The organism is Chloroflexota bacterium, from assembly GCA_016887485.1.
Classification (GTDB): domain Bacteria; phylum Chloroflexota; class Anaerolineae; order Anaerolineales; family Anaerolineaceae; genus Brevifilum.
This window is the reverse complement of the sequence record CP069394.1, coordinates 1,140,249-1,164,677: the sequence shown is the minus strand read 5'-3', so window position 1 is coordinate 1,164,677 and position 24,429 is coordinate 1,140,249. Positions and strand designations below refer to the sequence as shown.

At 51.2% G+C, this 24,429-nt stretch carries 21 protein-coding genes; 9 read left to right on the top strand and 12 right to left on the bottom strand.

The features are described 5' to 3' along the window. Window positions 1–6: 6 nt before the first annotated feature. From JR338_05300 to JR338_05285, 4 genes are read right to left on the bottom strand one after another with little or no spacing between them, the layout of a single operon-like run. Window positions 7–1,728: a nicotinamide-nucleotide amidohydrolase family protein gene (locus JR338_05300; GenBank protein ID QRN84157.1), complete on the bottom strand. Its 1,722-nt coding sequence runs from the start codon at window positions 1,726–1,728 to the stop codon at window positions 7–9. 10 nt (window positions 1,729–1,738) lie between these two features. Beyond that, window positions 1,739–2,581 carry a pyrroline-5-carboxylate reductase gene (locus tag JR338_05295; GenBank protein QRN84156.1) on the bottom strand — a complete coding sequence of 281 codons (843 nt, stop codon included), beginning with the start codon at window positions 2,579–2,581 and terminating at the stop codon, window positions 1,739–1,741. A gap of 18 nt (window positions 2,582–2,599) precedes the next feature. Beyond that, on the bottom strand, window positions 2,600–3,499 hold the full coding sequence (locus JR338_05290; GenBank protein QRN84155.1) for a class I SAM-dependent methyltransferase: 900 nt from the start codon (window positions 3,497–3,499) through the stop codon (window positions 2,600–2,602). A gap of 24 nt (window positions 3,500–3,523) precedes the next feature. Beyond that, window positions 3,524–4,417, bottom strand: coding sequence for a UbiA family prenyltransferase (locus JR338_05285; protein ID QRN84154.1), 894 nt, complete (start codon window positions 4,415–4,417; stop codon window positions 3,524–3,526). Window positions 4,418–4,536: 119 nt separating this feature from the next. Here JR338_05285 and JR338_05280 point away from each other — a divergent pair, with 119 nt between their 5' ends. Then, on the top strand, window positions 4,537–5,691 hold the full coding sequence (locus JR338_05280; GenBank protein ID QRN84153.1) for a pyridoxal phosphate-dependent aminotransferase: 1,155 nt from the start codon (window positions 4,537–4,539) through the stop codon (window positions 5,689–5,691). Between the two features lie 115 nt (window positions 5,692–5,806). Here the strand turns inward: JR338_05280 and JR338_05275 are convergent, their stop codons facing one another. After that, complete coding sequence (locus JR338_05275) at window positions 5,807–6,046, bottom strand: cold-shock protein (GenBank protein ID QRN84152.1); 240 nt, start codon at window positions 6,044–6,046, stop codon at window positions 5,807–5,809. A 369-nt stretch (window positions 6,047–6,415) separates the two neighbouring features. Between JR338_05275 and JR338_05270 the strand changes: the two genes are divergently transcribed. After that, on the top strand, window positions 6,416–7,273 hold the full coding sequence (locus tag JR338_05270; protein QRN84151.1) for a class I SAM-dependent methyltransferase: 858 nt from the start codon (window positions 6,416–6,418) through the stop codon (window positions 7,271–7,273). Here the strand turns inward: JR338_05270 and JR338_05265 are convergent. Genes JR338_05265 through tgt form a run of 3 tightly spaced genes read right to left on the bottom strand, consistent with a single transcriptional unit; the run spans window position 7,235 to window position 9,923 of the window. Beyond that, window positions 7,235–7,969, bottom strand: coding sequence for a substrate-binding domain-containing protein (locus tag JR338_05265; protein QRN84150.1), 735 nt, complete (start codon window positions 7,967–7,969; stop codon window positions 7,235–7,237). The two genes, JR338_05270 and JR338_05265, sit on opposite strands and share 39 nt — an antisense overlap. 4 nt (window positions 7,970–7,973) lie before the next feature. Next, window positions 7,974–8,798, bottom strand: a complete 825-nt coding sequence (uppP, locus tag JR338_05260; protein ID QRN84149.1) for an undecaprenyl-diphosphatase UppP — start codon at window positions 8,796–8,798, stop codon at window positions 7,974–7,976. 15 nt (window positions 8,799–8,813) lie between these two features. Further along, the gene (tgt, locus tag JR338_05255) at window positions 8,814–9,923 is read right to left on the bottom strand and encodes a tRNA guanosine(34) transglycosylase Tgt (GenBank protein ID QRN84148.1); all 1,110 of its coding nucleotides are present in this window, start codon (window positions 9,921–9,923) and stop codon (window positions 8,814–8,816) included. Window positions 9,924–10,051: 128 nt separating this feature from the next. Between tgt and alr the strand changes: the two genes are divergently transcribed. Both alr and JR338_05245 read left to right on the top strand, forming a co-directional pair. After that, on the top strand, window positions 10,052–11,167 hold the full coding sequence (alr, locus tag JR338_05250) for an alanine racemase (GenBank protein QRN84147.1): 1,116 nt from the start codon (window positions 10,052–10,054) through the stop codon (window positions 11,165–11,167). 65 nt (window positions 11,168–11,232) lie between these two features. Further along, complete coding sequence (locus JR338_05245) at window positions 11,233–11,853, top strand: PHP domain-containing protein (GenBank protein QRN84146.1); 621 nt, start codon at window positions 11,233–11,235, stop codon at window positions 11,851–11,853. Window positions 11,854–12,376: 523 nt separating this feature from the next. Here the strand turns inward: JR338_05245 and rpiB are convergent. The 4 genes from rpiB to JR338_05225 all read right to left on the bottom strand — a co-directional run bounded on the left by rpiB (window position 12,377) and on the right by JR338_05225 (window position 15,327). Continuing rightward, the gene (gene rpiB, locus JR338_05240) at window positions 12,377–12,838 is read right to left on the bottom strand and encodes a ribose 5-phosphate isomerase B (GenBank protein ID QRN84145.1); all 462 of its coding nucleotides are present in this window, start codon (window positions 12,836–12,838) and stop codon (window positions 12,377–12,379) included. Window positions 12,839–12,944: 106 nt separating this feature from the next. After that, a complete protein-coding gene (locus tag JR338_05235) occupies window positions 12,945–13,664 on the bottom strand; it encodes an amino acid ABC transporter ATP-binding protein (GenBank protein QRN84366.1) in 720 nt (239 codons plus the stop codon). Window positions 13,665–13,695: 31 nt separating this feature from the next. Then, the gene (locus tag JR338_05230; GenBank protein QRN84144.1) at window positions 13,696–14,508 is read right to left on the bottom strand and encodes an amino acid ABC transporter permease; all 813 of its coding nucleotides are present in this window, start codon (window positions 14,506–14,508) and stop codon (window positions 13,696–13,698) included. A gap of 81 nt (window positions 14,509–14,589) precedes the next feature. Then, window positions 14,590–15,327 carry a basic amino acid ABC transporter substrate-binding protein gene (locus JR338_05225; protein ID QRN84143.1) on the bottom strand — a complete coding sequence of 246 codons (738 nt, stop codon included), beginning with the start codon at window positions 15,325–15,327 and terminating at the stop codon, window positions 14,590–14,592. A gap of 1,059 nt (window positions 15,328–16,386) precedes the next feature. On the opposite strand from JR338_05225, the gene JR338_05220 reads away from it, so the two are divergent. From JR338_05220 to JR338_05200, 5 genes are all read left to right on the top strand, one after another. After that, window positions 16,387–17,592 (top strand): BMP family ABC transporter substrate-binding protein, encoded by a 1,206-nt coding sequence (locus JR338_05220; protein QRN84142.1) that lies wholly within the window; start codon window positions 16,387–16,389, stop codon window positions 17,590–17,592. A 109-nt stretch (window positions 17,593–17,701) separates the two neighbouring features. Beyond that, window positions 17,702–19,237, top strand: a complete 1,536-nt coding sequence (locus tag JR338_05215; protein QRN84141.1) for an ABC transporter ATP-binding protein — start codon at window positions 17,702–17,704, stop codon at window positions 19,235–19,237. Continuing rightward, entirely contained in the window at window positions 19,234–20,340 is a 1,107-nt protein-coding gene (locus JR338_05210) for an ABC transporter permease (GenBank protein ID QRN84140.1), read from the top strand. The genes JR338_05215 and JR338_05210 overlap by 4 nt, the downstream gene beginning before the upstream one ends. Beyond that, window positions 20,337–21,302: an ABC transporter permease gene (locus JR338_05205; protein ID QRN84139.1), complete on the top strand. Its 966-nt coding sequence runs from the start codon at window positions 20,337–20,339 to the stop codon at window positions 21,300–21,302. The genes JR338_05210 and JR338_05205 overlap by 4 nt, the downstream gene beginning before the upstream one ends. An 18-nt stretch (window positions 21,303–21,320) precedes the next feature. Continuing rightward, on the top strand, window positions 21,321–24,116 hold the full coding sequence (locus JR338_05200; GenBank protein QRN84138.1) for a molybdopterin-dependent oxidoreductase: 2,796 nt from the start codon (window positions 21,321–21,323) through the stop codon (window positions 24,114–24,116). Window positions 24,117–24,429: the final 313 nt, after the last annotated feature.

Below are 24,429 nucleotides of genomic sequence, written 5' to 3'. Positions count from 1 at the left end.
CACCAATTAATCAGATAAATTGATATTGAATCTGTCCAACAGCTCCTGCAGGTTACGTCTGTAAACTTGCAGGGGCTTTATAGTTGTATCAATGGGCCCTTCTTGGATTATTTTCCAGGCTTCATCAACAATTCTGAACGCCGCTTCGGGTTTGCCGATTTTCTTGGCATTTTCTGCAATCTGTTTGAGGACTTCTTCATGGTTGGCAAACCAGCGAGTGATGCAGTCCTGGACGTCTTCTGGGGTAGTATGATATTCGCCAGCTCCATGGGCAACCACAAATTCCATATTGCCAATTTCCTGACCCGGCAGCGCATCCACCAGCAGCAGGGGCAATCCGGATGCCAGTGATTCGGTTACGATCAGTCCGCCTGCCTTGCATACATTCATCCCTGAAGCACGCATCATTTTGGGTAAATCATCGACGAAATTGTAAATATGGGTTGGATGCTTCCATTCTGTTTCCAGCAGTTGATTATGGAAGTCTTCATTGCCACCTGCCACAAGCACTAATTGGAAGGGGGCTTCGCATTGATCCAATGCTGGCAGCAGATCACCGAGGTTATACATCCGGGGACTGCCCACCACCAGAATGGGGGTCAGATTCTCATCCCAACCCAATTCTCGGCGTAGTTCATTTGGGTCAGCTTGCTGTAATTGGCTGATCCTGGGGTTGACAGGAATCCCTGTCATGATGATTTGAGATTCTTTCAGACCAGCTTTGAGGGCCAATTGCTTCACCTCTTCCGTGGGAACAGCGAGACGGGTGATGTTGCGATCAAACCAAAGCTGGTGTACGGATACCAGATCAGTAATTGTGGTGAAGAGAGGGCTCCGGGGCTGGTTGTTCATCGCCAGCACAGCTTCCAAAGGGGCTTGATAGAGGGGAAAGGTTGATATGACCAGATCAGGTTGATTCTTAAGGAGGATATCCCGCAAGGGGAGGTAGAGGGCAGCGATCAGGCCGCCTTCAATGAAAGTCACCGGAAGGGAGCTATCACTAATTTGATAGCCTACTTTATAGAGATCGGGCAGATGTTTGATGATCGAATCATAATCCGTCTGGCTTCTGTGTAAGGCTTTGGGAGTTTTTGGATGGTCAAGGGGATTATTTATGACCACTTCGCAATCTTCGCCAAACATAAGTTGGAAGGTGTCCCGAAGCGCATTTGAGGCAGAGCGGTGGCCCATTCCGGCATCGCTCATTAGGATCAGGATTTTCTTCTTTCTTTCTTCCTCAGCCTTTTCCTGTACCATTTCCAATGTTTTTTTCAACAGTGTACGGGCTGTTTCTTCTTTGACATTTTCGCGGCTGCCCTTGAAATTACATTTGATGGCAAACGTCTTTTCTGCAGTGCTGATCCCGATATAGACCAGACCGACAGGTTTTTCCAGTGTGCCGCCGGTTGGTCCGGCGATCCCGGTAGTGGAGATGCCAATATCACTGCCGATCCGCTCACGGGTCCCGGCTGCCATTTCCTTGGCGGTTTGTTCGCTCACGGCGCCATATTTAACCAGGGTCTCATGCCGGACTCCCAGGAAGGCTTCCTTGACGGCATTGCTGTAGGCGATCACGCCACCAAGATAGTAGGCGGAGGAACCTGAGACACTGGTCAGCAGATGTCCCAAAAGGCCGCCAGTACATGATTCTGCGGTGGCTATTGTGAGGCTACTGGCGATTAATGCTTCACCGAGTTTTTCTGAAATGTCAAATATTTTTTCTTGCATAGTTGCAACCTTAGATTTTTTCAGGGTCCTGGTGTTTTTGCCCTTTACCGAGTTCCTGCGACCGGGTAAAGGCAGCCCAAATGGCTCGGGAGATGGCTGTGCGGAAACCCATCTTCTCCAGATAGTAGAGCGCTGTGGCGGAAGTGCCGCCGGGTGAGGTCACCCGGTTGCGCAGGCGGGCGGGGTGAGATTGGTTCTGGGTGTAATAGGACATAGATCCCTGAATGGTTTGCACAACCATTTCTTCCGCAATTCGGCGGGGGAGTCCCAGGTGAACACCGGCGTCAATCATTGCTTCCAGAAAGAGGAAGACATAGGCTGGTCCGGTTCCGGAGACGGCAGTCGCCATGTCGATATAACTCTCCTCTTCCACAAAGATCTCATGCCCGAGGGCTGCGAGGATTTGTTGGGCAAGCGCATGCTGGTTTTCGGAAGTAGCTTCGGTTTGGGTCCAAACGGTCATTCCCTCGCCGACCTGAGCAGGAGTGTTGGGCATGGAGCGGACCACGCAATCATGATCGAGTCCGGCTTTTAGTTGCTGACAGGTTGCGCCGGCCACAATGGAGATCACCAAAGTCTTTAGGGGGATTTGACTTTTAAGGTCAGTCAACACTTCGGTTAGCTTCTGGGGTTTGACGCAGATAATCACAACATCGGCTTCTTTGGTCGCTTTGGCGTTGTCGAGGTTGGTTTGGATGCTATAGCGTTGCATCAGTTCATCCAGGCGTTCCTGGCGTGGGCCTGCAGCGATGATCTTGCCAGCAGGGATTACGCTCTCACGGATCAGCCCTTCAATAATTGCTTCCGCCATCACACCGGGGCCGATCAGGGCAAATTTCTTGTCACTTTTCATAATAATTCCTTCGTCTGCTTAATCGGATGTCCAACGGGAATAGAGGGAATGGGAAAGGATTCTCCCTTTGCTTTTTTCAACGGTGACCAACTCGCCGCTGGTCACGTGACCGTTAAATGAGCTGATCATCTCTTCCAGCGCCTGATGGGGGACCAGGGCGGAAGCCTGAATGGCATAGGAGGTCAGGCAGATGAAGCGGGGCTGGCGGGTGAGCACTTTACGGCAAAGATCGAGCAGATCGGCAATGTCTTCAAAGTAGCTCCAGACCCTGCCATCTGGACCGCGGCCAAACTTGGGTGGGTCGAGGATGATGCCGTCATAATAGGATTGCCGTTTAGCTTCCCGGTGCAGGTATTTGCGAGCATCCTCCACCAGCCAGCGGACGGGCGCCTTTGCCAACCCGGAGTGCTCGATGTTGCGGCTGGCCCAGGAGACGGCATGTTTGGAAGCATCCACGTGGGTCACCTCTGCGCCTGCTCTGGCGGCGGCTGCGGTAGCCATGCCGGTATAACCAAAGAGGTTGATCACTTTGAGTGGTCGGCCAGCGGTTCGGATCTGATCTTCGATCCAGTCCCATTGGCTGGCTTGTTCCGGAAATACGCCGATATGGCGCGATTTGGCAAGCCGGATTTCAGCCTGTAACCCATGATAATCGATCCACCAGGGCTGTTTGATTTCGTGACGGAAATTCCAATAACCGCCTGCTTCACCCCCGGTTGTGATCATTTCAGCATCCGCTTTTTTCCATTCGGATTGTGGCAGCGCTTTTGACCAAATGGCTTGCGGTTCAGAGCGGATTAAAGTGTAAGTACCCACACGTTCCAGGGCGAGCCCTTCTCCGGAATCGAGCAGTTCGTAATCTTGCCAGCGGGTAGGCGCCGCTAAATTTAGCTGGGGGAGGGTTGGGTTGTTCTTCATAATTTTTCCTTGCATTGATGATTTCTATTTGAATATACCCAGGTCCACAAGTTGGTTCAACCAGGGCAGGATGTATTGTAATAATAACGCAATAGCTGCGGCTCGTTCCACCGGCTTCAGGAGTGAATTTTGAATGGTTGAGCGGGTCTCCCGATTCCGAGATTTGATGATCAGTGGGATGAGGAATAGCGCCGTGAGTACGAGCAGGATCATGATGGCCCAGAACGGAATCAAGTTGAGGGTGATAAAGGAGACGAAGCCTGAAAAAAGCCCGATTAACAATACCGCCAGCATCAGGGCATGGCTGGTTCTGCTTTCAGGTGAATTCGCTGCCCGATCTGAGTTTGTCTTTATTTTAAATGTGCCATATCGCAGTTCAGCATAGATGGAGATGGTCAGGACGAAAATGAACGGCCAGTACCATTGCCGGGTGAGGACCGTCTGAAAACTGAAATACCCGGTGAGGAATTGCAGGCCGGCCAGCATCAGGCATTGTGCGATGAGATTGACAAAAACGATGCGTTTCAACTGGAAGGCTTTGGCAGAGTAGAAGTAACCCAGGAGCAGGCTCAGCAGCCCAATTATCAAAGGAATCCATCCCAGAAGGGCAAAGAGCAGGCCTGCAAGGAGGGCAGCTGCGAAAGCGCCCAAACGCGCAGCTTTGGGGGTTAGCCAGCCTGAGGCGATTGGATTTTGGCTCACACCAGCAGGTGAGAGGGCATCATCCGGGGCGTTCTCAATATCATTGACCATAAAGGCGAAACCTACAGTCAGGAGATTTGCAGCCAGGACGGCCGCAAATTGCCAGGTGAGTTGGCCCTTGGCGGAGGTGATGCCTAAAATGGTGGTGATGACCACAAACCAGGCGTATTCATTGAAATGGGTCAGTCGCAGCAGACCCTTGAAGGTGTTTTTCAATTATCACTCCGCAATTCTTTCTTGCGTTTGAGTATACCATTCTTGATTATCGGAGGTGAGATGCCCTGAGATTTGGGGGATTTGGACTATAATTTGAGCGCTAAGAAAAAGGAGAAAGAATGGATTTTGATCGAGTAATAGATCGCCGGAACACAGAGTGCATCAAATGGAATTGGTTTGATGAGGATGTGCTGCCGATGTGGGTTGCCGACATGGATTTCCGCTCACCTGAGCCTGTAATTGAGGCGCTGCGCACCAGAATTGAACATGGTGTTTTTGGCTACGGATGGCCGCCCGAGGATTTGAAGGACGCCATTCAGGCCCATTTGCTCAAGCGGCACGCCTGGAAGGTGGCCCAGGAGGAAATTGATTTCATCTCAGGCGTTGTCACCGGATTTAACCATGCCATCTACAGCCTGACGGAGCCGGGTGATAAGGTGTTGATCCAGACCCCGGTTTACCCGCCATTCCTGGCGGCCCCGGAGCAGGCTGGCCGTGAACGGGTGGTCAATCCCCTGATTCGCCAGCCGGATGGTAAATATGAGATTGATTTTGAGGATTTTGAGGCCAAGGCTGCCTCTGGGGTCAAATTGTTTATCCTCTGTAGCCCGCATAACCCCGTAGGGCGGGTTTTTACACGGGAGGAATTGACCCGAATGGCTGAGATCTGCCTGGCGCATGACATTCTGATCTGTTCGGATGAGATCCATGCTGATCTGGTCTTCAGCGGTGCGAAGCATATTCCGATTGCCAGCCTCTCACCGGAGATTGCTGCCAAGACGGTCACCTATTTTGCCCCAAGCAAGACCTTCAATGTCGCCGGGCTCTCCACTTCAGTCTATGTGGCCCAAAGTGAAGCGCTTCGGGATAAATTGCAGCACTCGATGACTATGCTGCTGGGACATCCCAATATCTTAGGTACTCGGGCTGCTTTGGCTGCTTATCGAGATAGTCAAGACTGGCTGGATGAGTTATTGGTTTATCTTGAGGCCAATCGGGATTACCTGGTGGATTATGCCCGCTCGGAACTGCCTGGCATCTCCATTTGGAAGCCTGAAGGGACATTCCTGGCCTGGCTGGATTGCCGGGAATTAGACTTACCAGTTTCACCACAGCAATTCTTCCTGGAAAACGCCAAAGTGGGCTTAAACAAGGGTACGGACTTTGGCGATAAGGGCGAAGGGTTTGTCAGATTGAACTTTGGCTGCCCGCGGACACTTTTGACAGAAGGCCTGGAGCGAATGAAGAAAGCGCTGGCAAACCGCGAAAAGTAGAGAATAGATAATTGGTTTAAACACGAAATCGGGTCGCAATTTGCGACCCGATTTTTTACTTAGATGATTTGATCTTTCAGTAATTTACTGAACGGTTATTGGTGATTATTCCCGTTCAGGCTTCAGATTCTACTTCTTCACCATTGACCAGGGTGACATTCGCTGCCTGGAGCCCCTTGGGGCCATCTTCAACGGAAAATTCAACTTCCTGACCTTCTTTTAACCTTTTGTATCCCTCCATTTGGATTGCCGAGAAATGTACGAAGACATCGTCTTCACCATCATTCCGACCAATGAACCCATACCCTTTTGGGGCACTGAACCATTTGACGGTACCGACATAACGTTCTGACATGCTAATTCTCCATCTTTCTAGGATTTTTTAATGTTCCAAGCATCAACATTTTTTAAGATGCTTGCTTAATATAATCCCTTTAAAAGTCAGTGTCAAGTTGAGGGGGCGGCGTAAAGGCGGGAAGGCGTAGTTCTTCAGTGGATATTATTTCTTTTGGTGCGCAGAAATGAGCTGCGCACCCTGCAAAGGCCAAAGGCTTGATCTATGGTCCAAATGAAGTAGTAAGTAGGGTGCGCTCTGTTTGTGAGCGCACCAATCTGGTTTGTATATTTGATTTATCGATATCATCATGGAGTAAATGTTTCAATGTTAGAATTAACCCACGGGTGGTAAGTGATCATTGGACTGGATTGAACTCCTGGAGGCCGGATGAGTAAATTCACCGATCAAGACTATTTGAAGGATGACCAGTATCATTCACCGGATAACCTGAATTTCAGAATTGCCCTGCATGAACTATACAGCACAGCCAAAGTGCCCTGGACAACCTGGATCTATGAACATTTGGGCATGGCAGAGGATCAAAATGTACTGGCTGTGGGCTGTGGCAATGCAACCCAGTGGCGGGATAATGCCTCCCGTTTCCCGGATTCCAGCCGTTTCTTCCTGATGGACTTATCGATTGGGATGCTTCGAGGGGCGCGGCGGGAGATTGGTGAAGATGACCCGCGCTTTAACTACTTCAGTGGGGATGCGCAATATCTGCCATTCGATGATGCGCTGTTTGACCGCGTGACAGCCAATCATATGCTTTATCACGTCCCGACAATTGAGCTGGCTGTGGCGGAATGCGCACGGGTGCTCAAACCCGATGGTCTGTTCATGGCAGCTACCAATGGTGCCACGCATATGGTGGACCTCTACCATTTGTTTGAGGAATTCTCGCCAGGCTTCAGAATTCCCGACAGTGACCGCAGGCGGTTTGGCCTGCAGAATGGTCAGGAATACTTGGCATCCCAGTTTGCGGAGGTGCGGCTGGATTGTTACCAATCGGATTTATGGGTGACAGACGGGCAGGCCCTGGTGAATTATGCCTTCTCGATGTGGGATGTGGAGGATGACATCACCAACCAGAAAGCGGCTGAGATGCTGGCGTTTTTTAATCAGAAGATTGAAAAGGATGGGGGAATCAAGATCAGGAAAGAGACCGGCGTTTTCCTTGCCAGTCACCAGCCCGGAGTTATCGACTCACTGAATATCTTGCAGGCAGAGCAGAAGCTGTCTTAGCCCGTTCTCCGGCTCAACGGCTGTCACGGCCAGGACATAGAAGCTGGGGTCCTGCTCCAGTCCGGTGATCACAAGGGTGCGGAACCCGGTTGGCGACTGGCTGGCCAGGGTGTATCCCAGGCCGTAAGGGTTCGCCGTGAGCAACGCAGCCAGTCCTTCCGAAGAGGAATAGCGCTGAGAGTAACCTGTGATTGTTTTACCGTCCAGATAAGCTTGGCTGAACAGATTCGCCAATTCATCACCATTGGGATAGCTAAAAACCGTGATCGGGTGGTTTGCGGCAGCGGTTTTATCCACTTCCGGCACCTCAGACCAAAGCGTGACATCCCCGGCAAAGATGGAGTGCAGGGATTCCAAAGAGAGGACATCCAGCGGCACCTGATCTCCTGCGACCAGTACCAGGCTTTCCGTTCCCATGACGGCTGTATAGGGATCATCCGCCTGGCGGGGGCCAAGACGTAAGATCAGATCAGCATTATCCGGATCGAGAACAGTAGGGCTGACGATCTCACTGGCGACACCCAGGTAGGGAATAACGTCAGCGCAGGTCGCAACCCGCGGCAGCCAATGCGCCAGGGCAGGAGTGGTCTGCAAATGCACCACTTCCAACTCGGTGTCGGACTGCGCGGTGCCATTACAGGCTGTCAACGCACCCAGCAGCAGGAAAACCAATCCAATCCAAACGAGCTTTTTCATCTGATTACCGCAGCCATCCCATCAGGAGAATGAAGCTGCCTAAAGCCGCACAATAGATGGAGAAATAGACCAGCGAATGGTTGACCAGGAATTTCAGCAGCCAGCGAATGGAGACATAGCCCACAACCATCGCTGTTAGAAAGCCAGCGATCATAAAGGGCAGGAACGAGCCCAGGTCGGGCACTTCTGTGATCATCTGATAGGTGGAAAGGCCGCCTGCCGCCAGCATGATCGGGATGGACATCAGGAAGGAGAACTTCCCGGCCGCTTCACGTTTGAGGTTGCGGTACATCCCGCCGGAAATGGTGGACCCTGAACGGGAAACACCAGGGAGCAGGGCAAGGACCTGCATCAGGCCCATCACCAGAGCCGTGCCGAAATTCATATCTTTCAGGTCACCGACTTGCCGGCTGACTTTTTCGGCAATAAGCATCAGGACAGCAGTCGCCAGCAGAGCGAATCCTGTTACCAGTGGGGTGGAAAAAGCCTGTTCAATCAGGTCGTTCAGAAAAAGCCCTGCCAGGCCACCGGGTATGGTGGCGACGATTAGCAGCCAGCCCATGCGGGCTTCATGGGTGCTGAAAGGTTTCCCGGCGAAGAGCGCCTGGAAGAAGCCCTTAAGGATGGCGACCAGGTCTTTCCAGAAATAGATAATTACCGCTGCAAGGGTCCCCAATTGCACAAGGATGTTGAAAATGAACATCTCTTTGGCGGGCAGGTCCCAGTTGAGTATATAGGGGAGGGCAACCAGATGACCGGAGCTGGAAATGGGGAGGAATTCGGTCAACCCCTGGATGATCCCGAGGATGATGGCTTGGATAAGGGTCATGGGTGACTCCTGTGATTAATTAAAATTGGCTAGATATTGGGTTGCAAATTCATCAAACTGCCCATTCTGGATCGCCTGACGCATCCGGCGGACGAGAGAGAGCAGTGTGTGGATATTGTGGATCGAGATCAGCGTCCCGGCCAGCATTTCCTTAGTCTGGATCAGATGCCGAATATAAGCACGGGAATAATTTTGGCAGGTATAGCAGTCGCAATGCTCGCTGATGGGGCGTTCATCCTTGGCGAACTTGGCATTCATCATGTTCAACCGGCCGGAATCCGTCATCGCGGCGCTATGGCGTGCCAGCCGGGTGGGGAGGACGCAGTCGAAGATATCTACACCTCGCCGCACGCCTTCCACCAGGTCTTGCGGGGTGCCTACACCCATCAGGTAGCGGGGTTTATTTTCAGGCAGGATCTGGTCCACGATCTCCAGCATGGCGTGCATTTCAGGCTTGGTCTCTCCAACAGAAAGGCCGCCGATGGCGTTGCCCGGGAGATTGAGGGAGGAAATGAATTCGGCCGATTGCTCGCGTAATTCCGGGAAGATACCGCCCTGGACGATGCCAAAAAGAGCCTGGTCATCCCGGGTTTGAGCGGCCTGGCAGCGTTCGGCCCAGCGGTGGGTGCGGTGCATAGCGCTTTCGATGTAATCCCGGTCATATGGGTCGGCGCATTCATCAAACGCCATGATGATATCTGAGCCAAGGTTCTCCTGAATGGCAATGGAACGTTCCGGAGTAAAGCGGTGGGTTGCGCCATCCAGATGGCTCTTAAAGGTAACGCCATCTTCGTCTACCTTGCGCATGTCGGAAAGCGAGAAGACCTGAAAGCCGCCTGAATCGGTTAGAATTGGTCCGTCCCAGGACATGAACTTATGCAAGCCGCCCATCTCTGCGATCAGCTCATCGCCGGGACGCAGGAAGAGGTGGTAGGTGTTCGAAAGGATCAGTTTAGCATCCAGTTCCTTTAAATGGCGCTGGGTGAGAGATTTTACTGTCGCCTGGGTGCCCACCGGGGCAAAGATCGGGGTGGGAATGTCGCCGTGGGGAGTATGGAACACACCAGCCCTGGCGCGGCCATCCTGGGCGATCAGATCATAGTGAAACTTGGGTTTATCCGTCATTTTTCGTTCAATTTCTTTTCTAAACTGTCAAATTGATTGTTTTGATTGTAGATTATACCGTAGGTGACCGATTTCAGAATTGGGCGGGAACCTTGAAAGGTTGGGCAAGGGGGGCTATACTACACCCCATGGAAACGCAAGTATATTCAACCTGGCTTGAAATTGATCTGGATGCTATCCGGAATAATGTCCGCGCCGTTATGCGGCGGACGAATACGAATGTCATGGCCGTGATCAAGGCCAATGGCTATGGACATGGTGCGCTGCAGGTTGCCCGGGCAGTGACTGAGGCTGGTGCCACCTGGTGCGGCGTGGCTCGTATGGAAGAAGCGTTGACACTGCGACACCAGGGTGTCACATCTGAGTTGATGGTACTGGGCTATACACCACCCGCACTGATACCGGATGCCATCACCCAGAATATCCACGTGGCTGTTTATGACCCCCAAATGGCTGAGGCTTATCTCGAATATGCCAAAAAGGCTGCCGGGCAGTTGAAGGTCCATCTGAAGGTCGAAACCGGGATGGGGAGGCTGGGCATGGTACCCGAGAAGGCCGCTGAATTCCTGGCGGCTTATCATAACAATGAATACCTGGACTTTGATGGGATCTTTACCCATTTTGCAAAAGCGGATGAACCTGATGAAGAAACGACTCAGATCCAGCTCTCACGCTTCATCGAACTTTTGGAGAAGCTCCGTAAGGATGGTCTCCTGCCCAAGATTGTTCACACTGGTAACTCTGCAGCAGTCATCAATTTTCCCCAGGCCTATTTTGACCTGGTGCGGCCGGGCATCGCCATTTATGGCTTGAACCCCTCCCCGGATTCCCAGCTCACGGAAGATTTCCGGCCTGCATTGACCTGGAAAGCCAGGCTCACCTCCCTGCGGATATTGCCACCGGGGCATGGTGTGAGCTATGGACATAAGTATGTGACCAGCGGCAATGAATGGATCGGGGTGATCCCTGTGGGCTATGGCGATGGTTTTCGTCGCGTGGCAGGGCAACAAGCGCTTGTGCGCGGCCATCGGGTGAATGTTGTTGGATCCGTCTGTATGGATCAATGTATGCTCCAGCTGGATTCAGTTCCCGAGGCGCAGGTTGGCGATGAGGTAGTGCTGCTGGGTTCCCAGGGCAAACACCAGATCACCGCTGATGACCTGGCGCAAAAATGGGGCACGATTAACTATGAGGTGGTCTGCGGGCTCGCAGACCGATTACCAAGGATTTATCTGAACGAATGATGTCATCACAATCTACTTTGCAAGTTGAATTGCATCTTCACTCCTGTTATTCACCAGACAGCCTAATGCCGATCGAGAAGATGATTGAACGGGCGCGGGAAATTGGTCTGGATCGTTTGGCTGTGACCGATCACAATGTCATTGAGGGCGCTTTCACAGCCCAGAAGCTTGCCCCTGATTTGATCATTGTGGGTGAGGAAATCAAAACGACCGCCGGTGAAATCTTGGGCTATTTCATGACCGAGGAAGTTCCGGCTTATCTCAGCCCTAAAGAAGCCGTTCAGCGCTTGAAGGATCAGGGCGCGGTGATCAGTATTGCCCATCCCTTTGACCGGCGCGGGAATGCGCCTTGGGAATGGGAGGAGCTGGTTGAATTGGCACCGATGCTGGACGCCGTGGAAGTGTTCAATGCCCGTGTGCTAACCCCGGAGATTAACAATAAAGCGAAAGCCTTTGCTGATGAGTATGGCCTTGCTAACGCTGCCGGTTCGGATGCTCATTCACTGGGTGAGATCGGTGCAGCAACCCTTACAATTCCGATATTTACAACAGCGGATGAGTTCCGTGAGGCATTGAAGTCGGCAGAGATTAACGGGCATTTGTCTTCTCCCTATGTCCGGCTGATCTCCCGTCATGCCAATATGGCAAAGAAGCGTCAGAAAGCGCTTCATCCGAACGAAAACTAGTAGACCAATCCAGCCTCATTTCATTTAGAGGATATGTTTCTTCTTCAAAAAGCCTTCCCCTCAAGGAGCATTGCGACGCAGTCCCTTTGGGAGAGGGGAAGGTGGCACGAAGTGCCGGATGAGGTGTGTTAATCCCAATCTCCACCTCATCAGTCTGCTATGCAGACAGCTTCTCCTTGAGGAGAAGCCTGAATAAGATCTACATAAAAATCTGCAACTTTGATGGATATTTCATAACTTCACAGTAAATAAAATTTATTTTCGTGTATTTTGCCTTTCCCCCTGGGGGGAAGGTGGCACGTAGTGCCGGATGAGGGGAAAATCTATCTCCACCTCATCAGTCTGCTGCGCAGCCAGCTTCTCCTTGAGGAGAAGCCTTAAGACTCTGATTTTTCATTTCGGGCATCAAGTATTTGGAATATTCCGAAGCCCCTTTGAAAAAGCTCTCTTTGTTTCAAGAATAATTCTTGTAAAACAAAAACCAGCCAAATCGGCTGGTTTTTAGTTTGCTTAATAATGAAGGCTAGGGGATTTCAGTGATGTCTTTGCCTTCATCAATGTCCGCGATCAGGTTCACGCGGATGGCATGGCGGCCACCCTCAAATTCATGGTCGAGGAAGGCGTCCACAATGTCCTCAGCCAGGCCGGGGCCGACTACCCGAGCACCGAAGGAGAGCACGTTGGCGTTGTTGTGCTGGCGTGCCATCCGGGCGGAGTAGGTGTCGCTGACGATCGCGGCTCGGATGCCCTTGACCTTACCGGCGGACATACCGATGCCGATGCCGGTGCCGCAAATGGTGATTCCCAGATCCGCTTCACCGTTTGCCACAGCTTTGCCAACCCGTTGACCATAGATTGGGTAGTGGGTTCGTTCTGAGGAGTTTGTCCCGAGGTCCAGAACCTCAATGTCCCGATCTTTGAGGTGTTGGATGACGAGTTTCTTCATTTCAAATGCAGCATGATCACTGCCAATTGCAATTTTCATTTTTGCTCCTTTGGATTGTCTTTGTGTCGTTTAAATCATAGCATTAAAAAACCACTTTGAGAGGCAACTCAAAGCGGTTTTTATTATGGAATGGTTAATAATGTATCTACAGGATTTTGCTGAGGAATTCTTTGGTGCGGTCCTGGGTGGGATTACTGAAAAGCACCTCAGGGGGGGCTTCTTCAACGATCAGCCCGTCATCCATGAGCACGGCCCGGTCCGCTGCCGCCCGCGCAAAGCCCATCTCGTGGGAGACGACAACCATTGTCATCCCTTCTTTGGCAAGCTGGAGCATGACATCCAACACTTCCTGGATCATTTCCGGGTCCAGCGCGCTGGTGGGTTCATCAAAGAGGATGATCTTGGGGTTCATCGCCAAGGCTCGGGCAATGGCGACTCGCTGCTGCTGGCCGCCGGAAAGCTGCCCGGGGAAGTCACTTTCCTTTTCAGGGATGCCGACTTTCGCCAGAAGTGCCCGTCCAATTTCATCCGCTTCTTCGGGGCTGCGTTTCCGCACGACCTTTTGGGCGATAGTCACGTTTTCCAGCACCGTCAGGTGGGGAAAGAGGTTGAAGGATTGGAAAACCATACCGACTTCAGTGCGTATGGCGTTGATATTTTCGGCAGTGGTCAGGGGGATGTCGTCAACGATCACGGAGCCGGCCTGAAATTCTTCCAGACGGTTCAAACAGCGCAGCAGCGTTGATTTTCCGGAACCGGAGGGGCCGATGATCAGCACAACTTCGCCGGGGTAGACATCCAGGCTAACGCCGTTCAGAGCGGCGGTTTCTCCGAAGTGTTTATGCAGGTTTTCGACTTGAATGATAGGGGTGGGGGTTGGGGTGAGAGAGGTCATTTTAACGTTCCTCCGTTTGCGTTTTGCGTTCGATCCAGGCAACGATTCGGGCGGAGATCAGGGTCATGATCAGGTAGATCAGGGCAATCATCAGCCAGGTCTCAACCGGGAGGAAGCTGGAAGCCATGAATTCTCGGCCTCGGCGAGTGATATCCGCCACAGAGACAACGCTGACCAGGGATGAATCTTTCAATAATGAAATGAATTCATTCCCACCCGGCGGCAGGATGGTCCGAAAAGCCTGGGGGAGGATCACATAGCGCATAGCCTGATTACGGGTCATGCCTAAACTGCGGGCAGCCTCGTTTTGACCTTTGGGGACACTCTGGATGCCTGCCCGGTAGATTTCACTCATATAAGCACTATAGCAGAAGGTTAGGCCTAATATGGCCATAGCAAAGGGGTTGGCGTGGTAGTGCTCAAAGGGTTCGTAGTGGATCAGTTCGCCAAAGCCTTGAATAATGGAAGGAAATGCAAAATACCAGAACAATAATTGAACAAGGAGCGGAATACCGCGGGCTACTTCCACATAAATGGTGGTGATCCAGCGGATGATGCCGTTCTTTGAGAGGCGGCCTAAAGCGGTGAGCAGACCCAATAGTAAGGTCAGGATAAATGAAACAACAGTGACGCCAATGGACACCAGTAAGCCATCACTGACAAACTTGATGATTCGCCAATATGGATCGGGTTCGAGCCCAGCCAGAAGCGCTACAATGGCGACGACCGCAGCCACCAGCCACCACCAGCTGTCGATTCGGTGATTGGCTACTTCAAAGCCAGGAACTTTTTCCAAGGATTTTCGGATTCGCATAAGAACTCTTTCTCAATCCTCTCGCCAGGATAAATCCCTGGCGAGAGGGTGAACCAAGAAGATGGGATTACCTAAAAATTGCTAGTTGTACCATTCAAGAACTAATTCATCGATGAAGCCTTCAGCCTGAAGTTCAGCGATGGCAGCATTGACCTGTGCAATTAATTCGTCATTGCCAAGACAGAAAGCGACGCCGTAACCCTCATCGGTGAAGATATCACCAACCGTCTTGAGGTCTGAACCATTCTTTGAAACAAATGCAACCGTTGTGGGATAATCGGCAATGACAGCGTCCACCTGCCCATTTTCTAGATCAAGGAAAGCCAATTCGTAAGTATCGTAAACTTTGAGGGTCGTACCCTCGATGGCTTCAGCTTCCATTCCACCCGTGGTGCCGATCTGAGCGCCAATTGTCAAACCAACCAGGTCCTCAGGACCATTGATGGTGGTGTTGTCTGCTTGAACTGTGACGATCTGGCCTGCATTTATGTATGGAATTGAGAAACTGAACTGCTCAGCCCTTTCGGGTGTAATAGTCATTCCGGAAATCGCCATATCATATTGACAGTCGGCCATACCCGCCAGCAGCGGATCCCAAGCAACATTCTGGAATACGATATCCAGGCCAGCTTTTTCAGCGATGGCATTCATCAGGTCAATATCAAATCCGATGACCTCTTTGCTCTCTTCGTCAACCATTTCAAATGGTGGGAAGGCGGGATCGGTGGCAACAACCAGCGCATCAGATTGACCGGTGCAGGAGGCCAATAGACCCAGGGCAAATATGGCAACAAGTGTGATCACAATTTTCTGCTTCATTTTTTCTCCTCAAAAATAGTTTTTACTTTGAAATTCAATAGGTTAGGTTGAACGGTTTCTAGTATCAAAAAGGTCGCATCATCTTCTCCTCAAGTAACAAAAAAGACCTTCCATTGGAGGAAGGTCTTCGGTGTACGCTAGTAGACTGCGTTCAATTAAGCGCCAAGCGCCGCTCCTCCGGTTGAAGGTCGGTTATGATGGTGATTTCGCTTGAGTTCTTGAACGTATGTCTTTATCATAATTGGTTCGATTTTAGCAAATATCCACGATTTTACTTCATCAGGTTGTTAACGAGCCGTTAAGTTATGTTTATCTGAGCTGGTATTTAAGTCAGAAGACCAAAAAGATGGAGAATATTCAAATGGATATATTGGATGATCCGCATGGGAACCCTTGGAGAGATTAGTTGAGGGGAATTGCTTTATGCAATAATTCCCTGGAAAAAAGGCAAGGATGGGCTTCTTCAGAGTGTAATAGAATATCAGATTGTGTAGTTTCACCGAATAAAGCGCATATCATGTACACCATAAAACAATCAAAACATTTAAGAAAAATTCTCAGACGATGAATTTCATAAAAATGGTATCCTTTAACCTATGAAATTCTCCATTTTCGTATAAAATATAGGGTATAAGTCTGACAATTGAAGGAGGGATGGACTATCTGGCTATTTGAATGTAAACGATTAGTTAAGATGTATAGACAACCAATTCTCACGATAATTAATGATAAAATCTGTCTATTGACTGACCATTACCGAATGGGTTGAGGTTATGTTTGCAAGGAAAACTTCTTGCGTTAGGAACCACCAAATTATCAAGACAACACAGGTCGTTTCTTGGGGGATGTGTGCAATCCAAAAATCCATTCCGGATTTATCTTTTCTGGCGAAGGATCAATTGCTGTATTTATTATTTCACTACCATGTGATCGAATGATGGACATGAAATGTTTTCATCTCTTGGTCTATATGGTTATTAGGAAAGGAGAAAATGGCGAAGAACTAGGCAATTCTGTCAATTCTATCCAACCAAGAATTTAGACAATGAAGGATGAGAGATGAGAAAACACATTTTTTGGCTTTTCACGATCTTAGTTGTTGCAGTGTTTGCCCTTTCAGCTTGTGGTCAAACCGAAGCAACCGAAGAAACCGTTGCAGGCTTCCAAATCCCTGCCCCTGAAGAAGGTAAATATAACGTTGCTTTTGTCTATGTTGGCCCACACGACGACGGCGGTTGGTCACAATCGCATGATGTCGGCCGGATGTATGTAGAAGAGAATGTCGCTGATGTTCACACCGCTTACATTGAAAACGTGCCGGAGGGTGCAGATGCCGAACAGGTGATCCGCTCACTGGCTCGCAAAGGTTTTGATGTAATCTTCACAACTTCCTTTGGTTTTATGGATGCATCTGAAATTGTTGCAGATGAATTCCCGGATGTGGATATCATCCATGTCAGCGGTTACAAAGCCAATGGCGAAAACTTTGGCAACCTGATGGGTGCCATGGAAGATATAAAATACTTGGCTGGTATGCTGGCCGGTTCCCGGGCAAAGATGGATGGTAATCCGAAACTTGGTTATATGGCCACCTTCCCGATCCCGGAAGAACTCCGCCTGGGTAACGCTTTTGCCCTCGGTGCTCAAAAGACCTGCCCTGATTGCACCATTGATGTCCGTTTCATCAACACCTGGCACGATCCCATCCTCGAACAGGAGGGCGCTGAATCCCTGTTCTCGGCTGGCGCTCAGGTCGTTATGACCGGTGCGGACACACCTGCTCCCGCCATTGCTGCTCCTGAAGGAAAATGGGGCATCACCTATGACTATTATGGAAACTGCACAGTCGATGCCTGCCTCACCTCCATGTACTGGAACTGGGGTGTGGAATACGCTCGAATCGTTGAAGCTTCTCGCGAAGGCACCTGGAAGGGTGGCTGGGAATACTTCGATGCTGATTCCGGCGGCTTAGGCTTGTACGGCTTCATGGAGGGTGAGGAATTACAGCCCGGTTTGGCTGACCTCCCCGCAGAGGATTTGGCGATGGTTCGCGAGATCCTTGCCCAGATGCTGGCTGGCGAATTCACTCGTTTCGATGTTTTCAAAGGCCCCATCACCGACAACCAGGGTAATGAAATTCTGGCTGATGGTGTGAGCCTCGAACAGCTCGACCTGGACGGTTTCGCTCAATTCGGCAGTGACTGCACCACCTGTATGTACTGGTGGAATGAGAACATCACTGCAGAATTACCCTCACTTGATTAATTGAACTAAATAACCACAACCAGGAAACTTGCTTCGGCAGTTTCCTGGTTGTGTCATATGGCCCTCATCACGCATCATTTTTGGTGCATTTATCGATTAAGTTGGATCTATGACACATATACCTGATGATAATGAATACGCAGTTGATATGCGGGATATTGTCATCCGTTTCCCAGGCGTTTTAGCAAATGATCATGTGAATTTCACCTTGAAGAAGGGCGAAATTCATGCGCTTTTAGGTGAAAATGGCGCTGGTAAGAGCACTTTGATGAATGTCCTTTCGGGGATGTATCGACCCGAATCGGGTGTCATCAAGGTTAAAGGAAAACCAGTCTCCTTCCGTTCACCAAAAGATGCCATCGCGGCTGGGATTGGGATGGTGCATCAGCACTTCATGCTTGTACCTACCCTGACAGTGACGGAAAATATCCTGTTGGGTCTCAACGAACCAAAATTCTTCATGAATCTATCAACCTATGATAAGAAGATTGAGAAATTACAGGCGACTTTTGGTTTGAAGGTAGAACCTACTGCCAAGATCTGGCAGCTCTCCGTGGGAGAGCAGCAAAGGGTGGAAATTCTAAAGACGCTCTATCGAGGAGCGGATATCCTGATCCTCGATGAGCCCACCGCTGTTTTGGCTCCCCAGGAGATTGACGAATTAATGGAGACTATGCGGACCCTGGTCGATCAGGGGAAGTCCATCATCTTTATCAGCCATAAATTGAACGAAGTCCAGGCAGTGGCCGACCGGTTGACAGTCCTCCGTAAAGGCAAGGCCACAGCAGAAGGGATTGACCCGCAAGGGCTGACCCGAACGCAGCTGGCAGAGTTGATGGTTGGGCGCAAGGTCATCTTCCAGGTGGATAAACAGGAAAGAGAGCCGGGAAAGGTTGTGTTGGAAGTGGAAGACCTTTCCGCCGATAACAACCGGGGATTGCCGGCTGTGAGAGGCGTGTCCTTCCAGATTCGGGAAGGTGAGATCTTTGGGGTTGCCGGGATTGCCGGCAATGGCCAGAGTGAATTGGTGGAAGCCTTAACCGGATTGCGTTCGAGCGAGGGTTCGATCAGGATCAATGGCACGGAAGTGGGCAATTGTTCCCCACGGAAATCCATTCGCTGTGGATTGGCGCATATCCCCGAAGATCGTACCGGGGTTGGCACAGCGCCTAATCTATCCATCACCAAAAACGCCATCATGAAGAGTTACATTCAGGATCCGATCAGCAATGGCTGGCGGATCAACTATGTCGCTGCTCATGATCATGCAAGTGGTTTGAAAGAGAATTATGATATTCAAGCGCCAACCGTGGATACGATGGCGCGCAAGCTCTCAGGTGGGAACCTGCAAAAGCTGATCCTGGCCCGTGAGATTTCCGGCGCACCGCAATTGATCGTTGCCATGCAACCAACGCGCGGCCTTGATGTGGGCGCGATTGAGGGCATCCAGAAGTTATTGCTGGAGCAGCGCCAGAAAGGCGCCGCGATCATGCTCATTTCAGAAGAGCTGGATGAGCTGCTGATGCTGAGCGACCGGATTACCGTCATTTTTGATGGTGAGCTGGTGGGGCAGATGGACGCCAAAGATGCGGATCTCAATCAGATTGGTATGATGATGACCGGGACACTGAGGAGAGATGAATGAGACTGCCATATAGAATCAAATTTGAACCTCGAACAAAAGATGTCCCGAAGTGGCTGCCCTTTGCAACCTCGATGGGTGCGATCATCGTGGCATTCATCATCAGCGGGATTGTTTTATGGGCTATTGGCGGGAATCCCTTCCGAGTTTACAGATATTTCTTCAGTGCCGCTTTTGGCAGCTGGGGAGCGTTTTCTGATATTTTAGTGAAGGCCACCCCCCTGATTATGATCGGTCTTGGGTGTGCTGTTGCCTTTAAGATGAACATCCTCAACATTGGCGCTGAAGGCCAATTTTATATGGGCGCTTTCTTTGCCAGCATGGTTGTGCTGGTGCCGATCATCCCTCTGGATAGCCCCAAATGGATGGTGCTGACTTTGATGGCGGTGATGGGTATCCTGGGCGGCGCACTTTATGGGTTTATCCCCGGCTTTTTGAAAGCCATGTTCAATGTCAATGAGATCATTACGACCTTGATGTTGAACTATGTGGCTGTCTATTGGAATAACTACTGGATCTTTGGTAAATACAGTGACGCAGGCTTTCAGATGACACCGACCTTCGACAAGGTCGCCTGGCTGCCTCGTTTAGCAGATCTGGCCCGGGAGCACCCCTTCTTCTCGGGGATCACCCTCCACCTTGGGGTGGTGTTTGGGCTGGTAGCGGCTGTTCTGATCTGGGTCATCTTGAAGCACAGCCGCTGGGGCTATGAAATCACTTTGATCGGTGATAACCCCAAAGCCGCGAATTATGCCGGGATCAACATCAAGAAGAACATCATCCTGGTGATGATGCTCTCCGGCGCTTTGGCCGGGTTGGCAGGGATGTCTGAAGTGACCGGTGTGGTTCACCGCCTGCAGGAACGGATCTCGACCAATTATGGCTTTTCCGGTGTGATCGTGGCCTGGCTGGCAAAATTGAACCCCTTTGCGGTCATTCCGGTGGCGATCCTCTTTGGGGCACTGATTGTGGCCGGACGTGAAATTCAACCCTCAGGCCTTTCATTTATGATCCAGGGAACCATTCTTTTCCTGGTCATCAGCAGTGATGTCTTCCTGCGCTATAAAGTCAGCATCGTTCGCAGGCATCAGGAGGAGGCAGCATGAACTTATTGGTCATATTTCGGGCAGGGCTTTCCACCGGAACAATCCTGCTGATTGCAGCTATCGGCGAAATTCTGGCGGAGCGTTCCGGTGTGATGAACCTTGGTGTGGAAGGGATGATGCTGATTGGCGCTATGGCGGCATTCAAAGTTGCGCATGTCACTCAAAACGCCTGGTTAGGGTTGATGGCGGGGATCCTGGCTGGCGGCATCTTGAGCCTGATGCACGGGCTGGTGGTGATTTCATTACAAGCTGATCAGACGGTTAGCGGCTTGTCGCTGACCTTTTTAGGCACAGGGTTGGCCCTGGTATTGGGTGAGGGACTGACCGGACTGAACACCCCCACGATTCCTAGCTTCTCAATTCCTTTGCTTTCAAAAATTCCCTATATCGGCCCGATTATCTTTACTGATTTCAACTTGCTGGTCTATGTGGGTTATCTGCTGATCCCGATTGCCTGGTACTTCATTTATAAAACCCGGCCAGGGATGCATATGCGGGCTGTGGGTGAGAAACCCTCGGCAGCGGATAGCCTGGGGATCAGTGTGTATGGCACGCGTTATCTCTACACTTTCGTTGGCGGTTGTCTGGCTGGTTTGGCTGGAGCAACCATCAGCATTGCGATCTCTCCCGGTTGGTATAGCAGCCTGACGACTTCCGGGCAAGGCTGGATTGCGATTGCTCTGGTGATCTTTGCCCGTTGGAATCCGATTACGGCTGCCCTGGGTGGTTATTTCTTCGGTATGCTCCGAAGGTTCACTCTGGACCTGCAGGGACCGGCGATGCTGCTTGGTTTCCGCAATCCCTTCTTCTATAACCACAACCTGGTTTTCTTCCTTCAAATGGTGCCCTTCCTTTTGACGATTGTGGCGTTGGTTTGGGGTTCCGGCGCGGCCAGAAGGAAACGGAAGGGTACTCCAGCAGCCTTAGGCATTCCCTATATCCGAGGTGAGCGCGGCCTCTAGCGGTTATACTAAATTCATATGAACCAAATCATCCACATCACTGTCAATGGACAGGCGTATTCTATATCCATTGAACCTGGCGAAAAACTTGTTGATATCTTACGCAATCGACTGCACCTGACCGGTACCAAGGTCGGGTGCGGAGAGGGGCAATGCGGTACGTGTACGGTCCTCCTGGATGGGCGGCCGGTCAAGTCCTGTTTGTTCCCGGCTGAACGGGCGGATGGCAAAGCGATTCTGACCATTGAGGGGCTGGCCGAGGTGGTGAATGGCGTCCGACGTCTGCACCCCTTGCAAAGAGCCTTTGTTGATTATGGTGCGGTGCAATGCGGCTTCTGTACACCAGGCCAGATTATGGCTTCCTTTGCCTTGCTGGAGAACAATCAAAATCCATCATCAGAAGACATTCATAAAGCTCTGAAACGTAATCTTTGCCGCTGCGGCAGTTATCCATCCATTGAGAAGGCCATCCTCGCTGCGGCTGAATCGCTGCGGACCGGTGAGGCGGTGAAGCCCCCAGAAGTGACAAATTCCGTCCGCCCCGGTAAAGTTGTGGGTCGAATGGAAGTGCGCCCGGATGCAGTTGACAAAGTGACCGGGGAAGCTGTGTTTACCGATGACCTCGTTTTTGATGGGATGCTCTTCGCCAGGGTGAAAAGGGCATTGGTGCCGCACGGTATTCTGACCAAGCTGGATGTGACCCGAGCACGCGCGTTTCCTGGTGTGGTTGCAGTTCTGACAGCGGAGGAAATTCCTGGATCGCATGTCCATGGTCTGGTCTTCCCGGATTGGCCGGTGATGGTTGGGGTGGGGGAACAGGTCAGCTATGAAGGAGACGCTATTGCCATCCTCGCAGCTGAGACCCAGGCGATCGTGGATCAGGCGATTGAATTAATCGAGGTAGAGATAGACCCCTTGCCGGTGGTTTCATCCCCGGTGCAGGCTTGTGAGGATGACGCGCCCAAGGTGCGTGAAACTGGTAACCTGATGGAACATATCAAGGTCCGCAAAGGCGATCTGGCCCAGGGCTTTGCTGACGCGGATTTGGTGATTGAAGAGACCTTTACCACACCCACGATGGACCATGCCTTTATGGAGCCGGAATGCAGTGTGGCTGTGCCCACTGAGGATGGCCGGATGACGGTTTACGTTGCGTCGCAGATCCCATATGAGGATCGGCGGCAGGTGGCGGAGGTCTTGAATTGGCCTTTGGAACAAGTTCACATTGCCGGTCAGACGATGGGCGGCGGTTTTGGCGGCAAGGAGGATATCGCCGGCCAGATCCATGCTGCATTACTGGCGAATGCCACCGGAAGACCTGTGAAGCTGCTCTTTGACCGGCGTGAATCTCTGCTGGTGCATCCTAAACGGCATGCCACGCAGATCACGGTGAAATTGGGCGTGGAGCAGGATGGGCATCTGACGGCAGCCAAGACTTTGCTCTATGGCGATACGGGTGCTTACGCCTCGCTGGGGGATAAGGTGATGACCCGCGCCACAACCCATTCCGCGGGCTGTTATGTCATTCCGCATACCAAGGCGGATTGCTACGCCATGTTTACCAATAACCCACCTTCGGGAGCTTTCCGCGGGTTTGGTGTGATTCAGGCGACCTTTGCTATTGAAAGCATGATGGATATGCTGGCCCGGGAGTTAGGCCTGGATCCCTTTGAATTCCGCCGGATGAATGCCCTGCGAACAGGCACTCGGACCAACACCAACCAGCTGCTGGTCGATAGCGTTGGCCTGGTGGAATGTATCGATAAAGTTGAAGCGAAACTGCATGAGGTCGCTGGCGAATTGCCCTTCGAGCCAGAGCGGATCACCCGTGATGGTGATGAATTTGTGCGCACCTGGGGCGTGGCAGCGGCTTTCAAAAATACCGGCCTGGGCAGCGGAGCGGATGACAGTTCCGGCGCGGTTGTGGAATTGCTGCCAAACGGCCAGTATGATGTACGCTCTTCGGCCGCAGAGTTAGGCCAGGGGTTGGTCACCGTACTGCGGATGATCGTGGCTGAGGAACTGGATGCTGATCCCGCAGATGTGCAGGTGCATGTCATGGATACCGATAATGCACCGGATGGCGGCCCGACCACAGCCTCCCGGCAGACCTATGTCACCGGGAATGCCTCAAAATTTGCGGCTCGAGCTTTTCGCCGGAAAGTCGCGCAGTTCCTCGCTGACCATTATGAGGTGGATGAAGCGGATATCAGCTTTATAGACAGCCGGGTGACCGTTGGCGAGAAATCATTGGACCTGCAGGCTCTTTATCAATTGTTGGTTAGCGAAGGGGTGACGCCCGAAGAAACCTATCGCTACTCCGCCCCGGCAACCGAACCGCTGGGAACGGATGGCGATATCCATTTTGCATTTTCCTTTGCTGTCCAGGCGGTCCAGATTGAGATCAATCTGGGCACAGGAGAAATCAAGGTGCTGCATGTCATCACGGCCAATGATGCCGGGGAAGTGATCAATCCCCTCGGCTTCAACGCACAGATCGAAGGCGGCACGGTGATGGGAGTGGGACATGCGCTGATGGAGGAGGTCCTGCTCGAAGAGGGCCATAACCTCTCGGAGGGTTTCAGGCAATATCACATCCCCGGGATCATGGATACACCAAAAATTGATACCTTCCCTGTGGAAGTTCCGACCAATGACGGACCGTATGGCGCCAAGGGGATTGGCGAGATCGTCAGCATCCCCACGCCGCCGGCCATTGCCAATGCGCTTTATAACGCGATTGGCTTGCGGGTGCACAGTTTGCCGATTAAGGCCGAGACGGTGCAAGAATTCTTGAAGCACTCCAAAGACTAAGCAGATTTACTAACTCAGCCTAATTTTGTCATTACCCCCGGGCTATTTTATGGTGGGCCCGAACATCGTGGGTATTGGTGATGCTTTCCGGACTAAATGGTTTCCATCTTTCTTCAATGGTTTTATTTTGTAAAATAGTTTGTAGACCAGATGCATTACAAAGGCTATAGCACTTTTTAATAATATCTGACCTGATATCAAAAATCTTCATGTTTTAAGGATCAGCCCAATCATCATTTGACAGGGTAGCTTTGATTAATGAATAAAATGTGACAAATTTGTTTATTTGATATAAAATATTATAAGAATATAT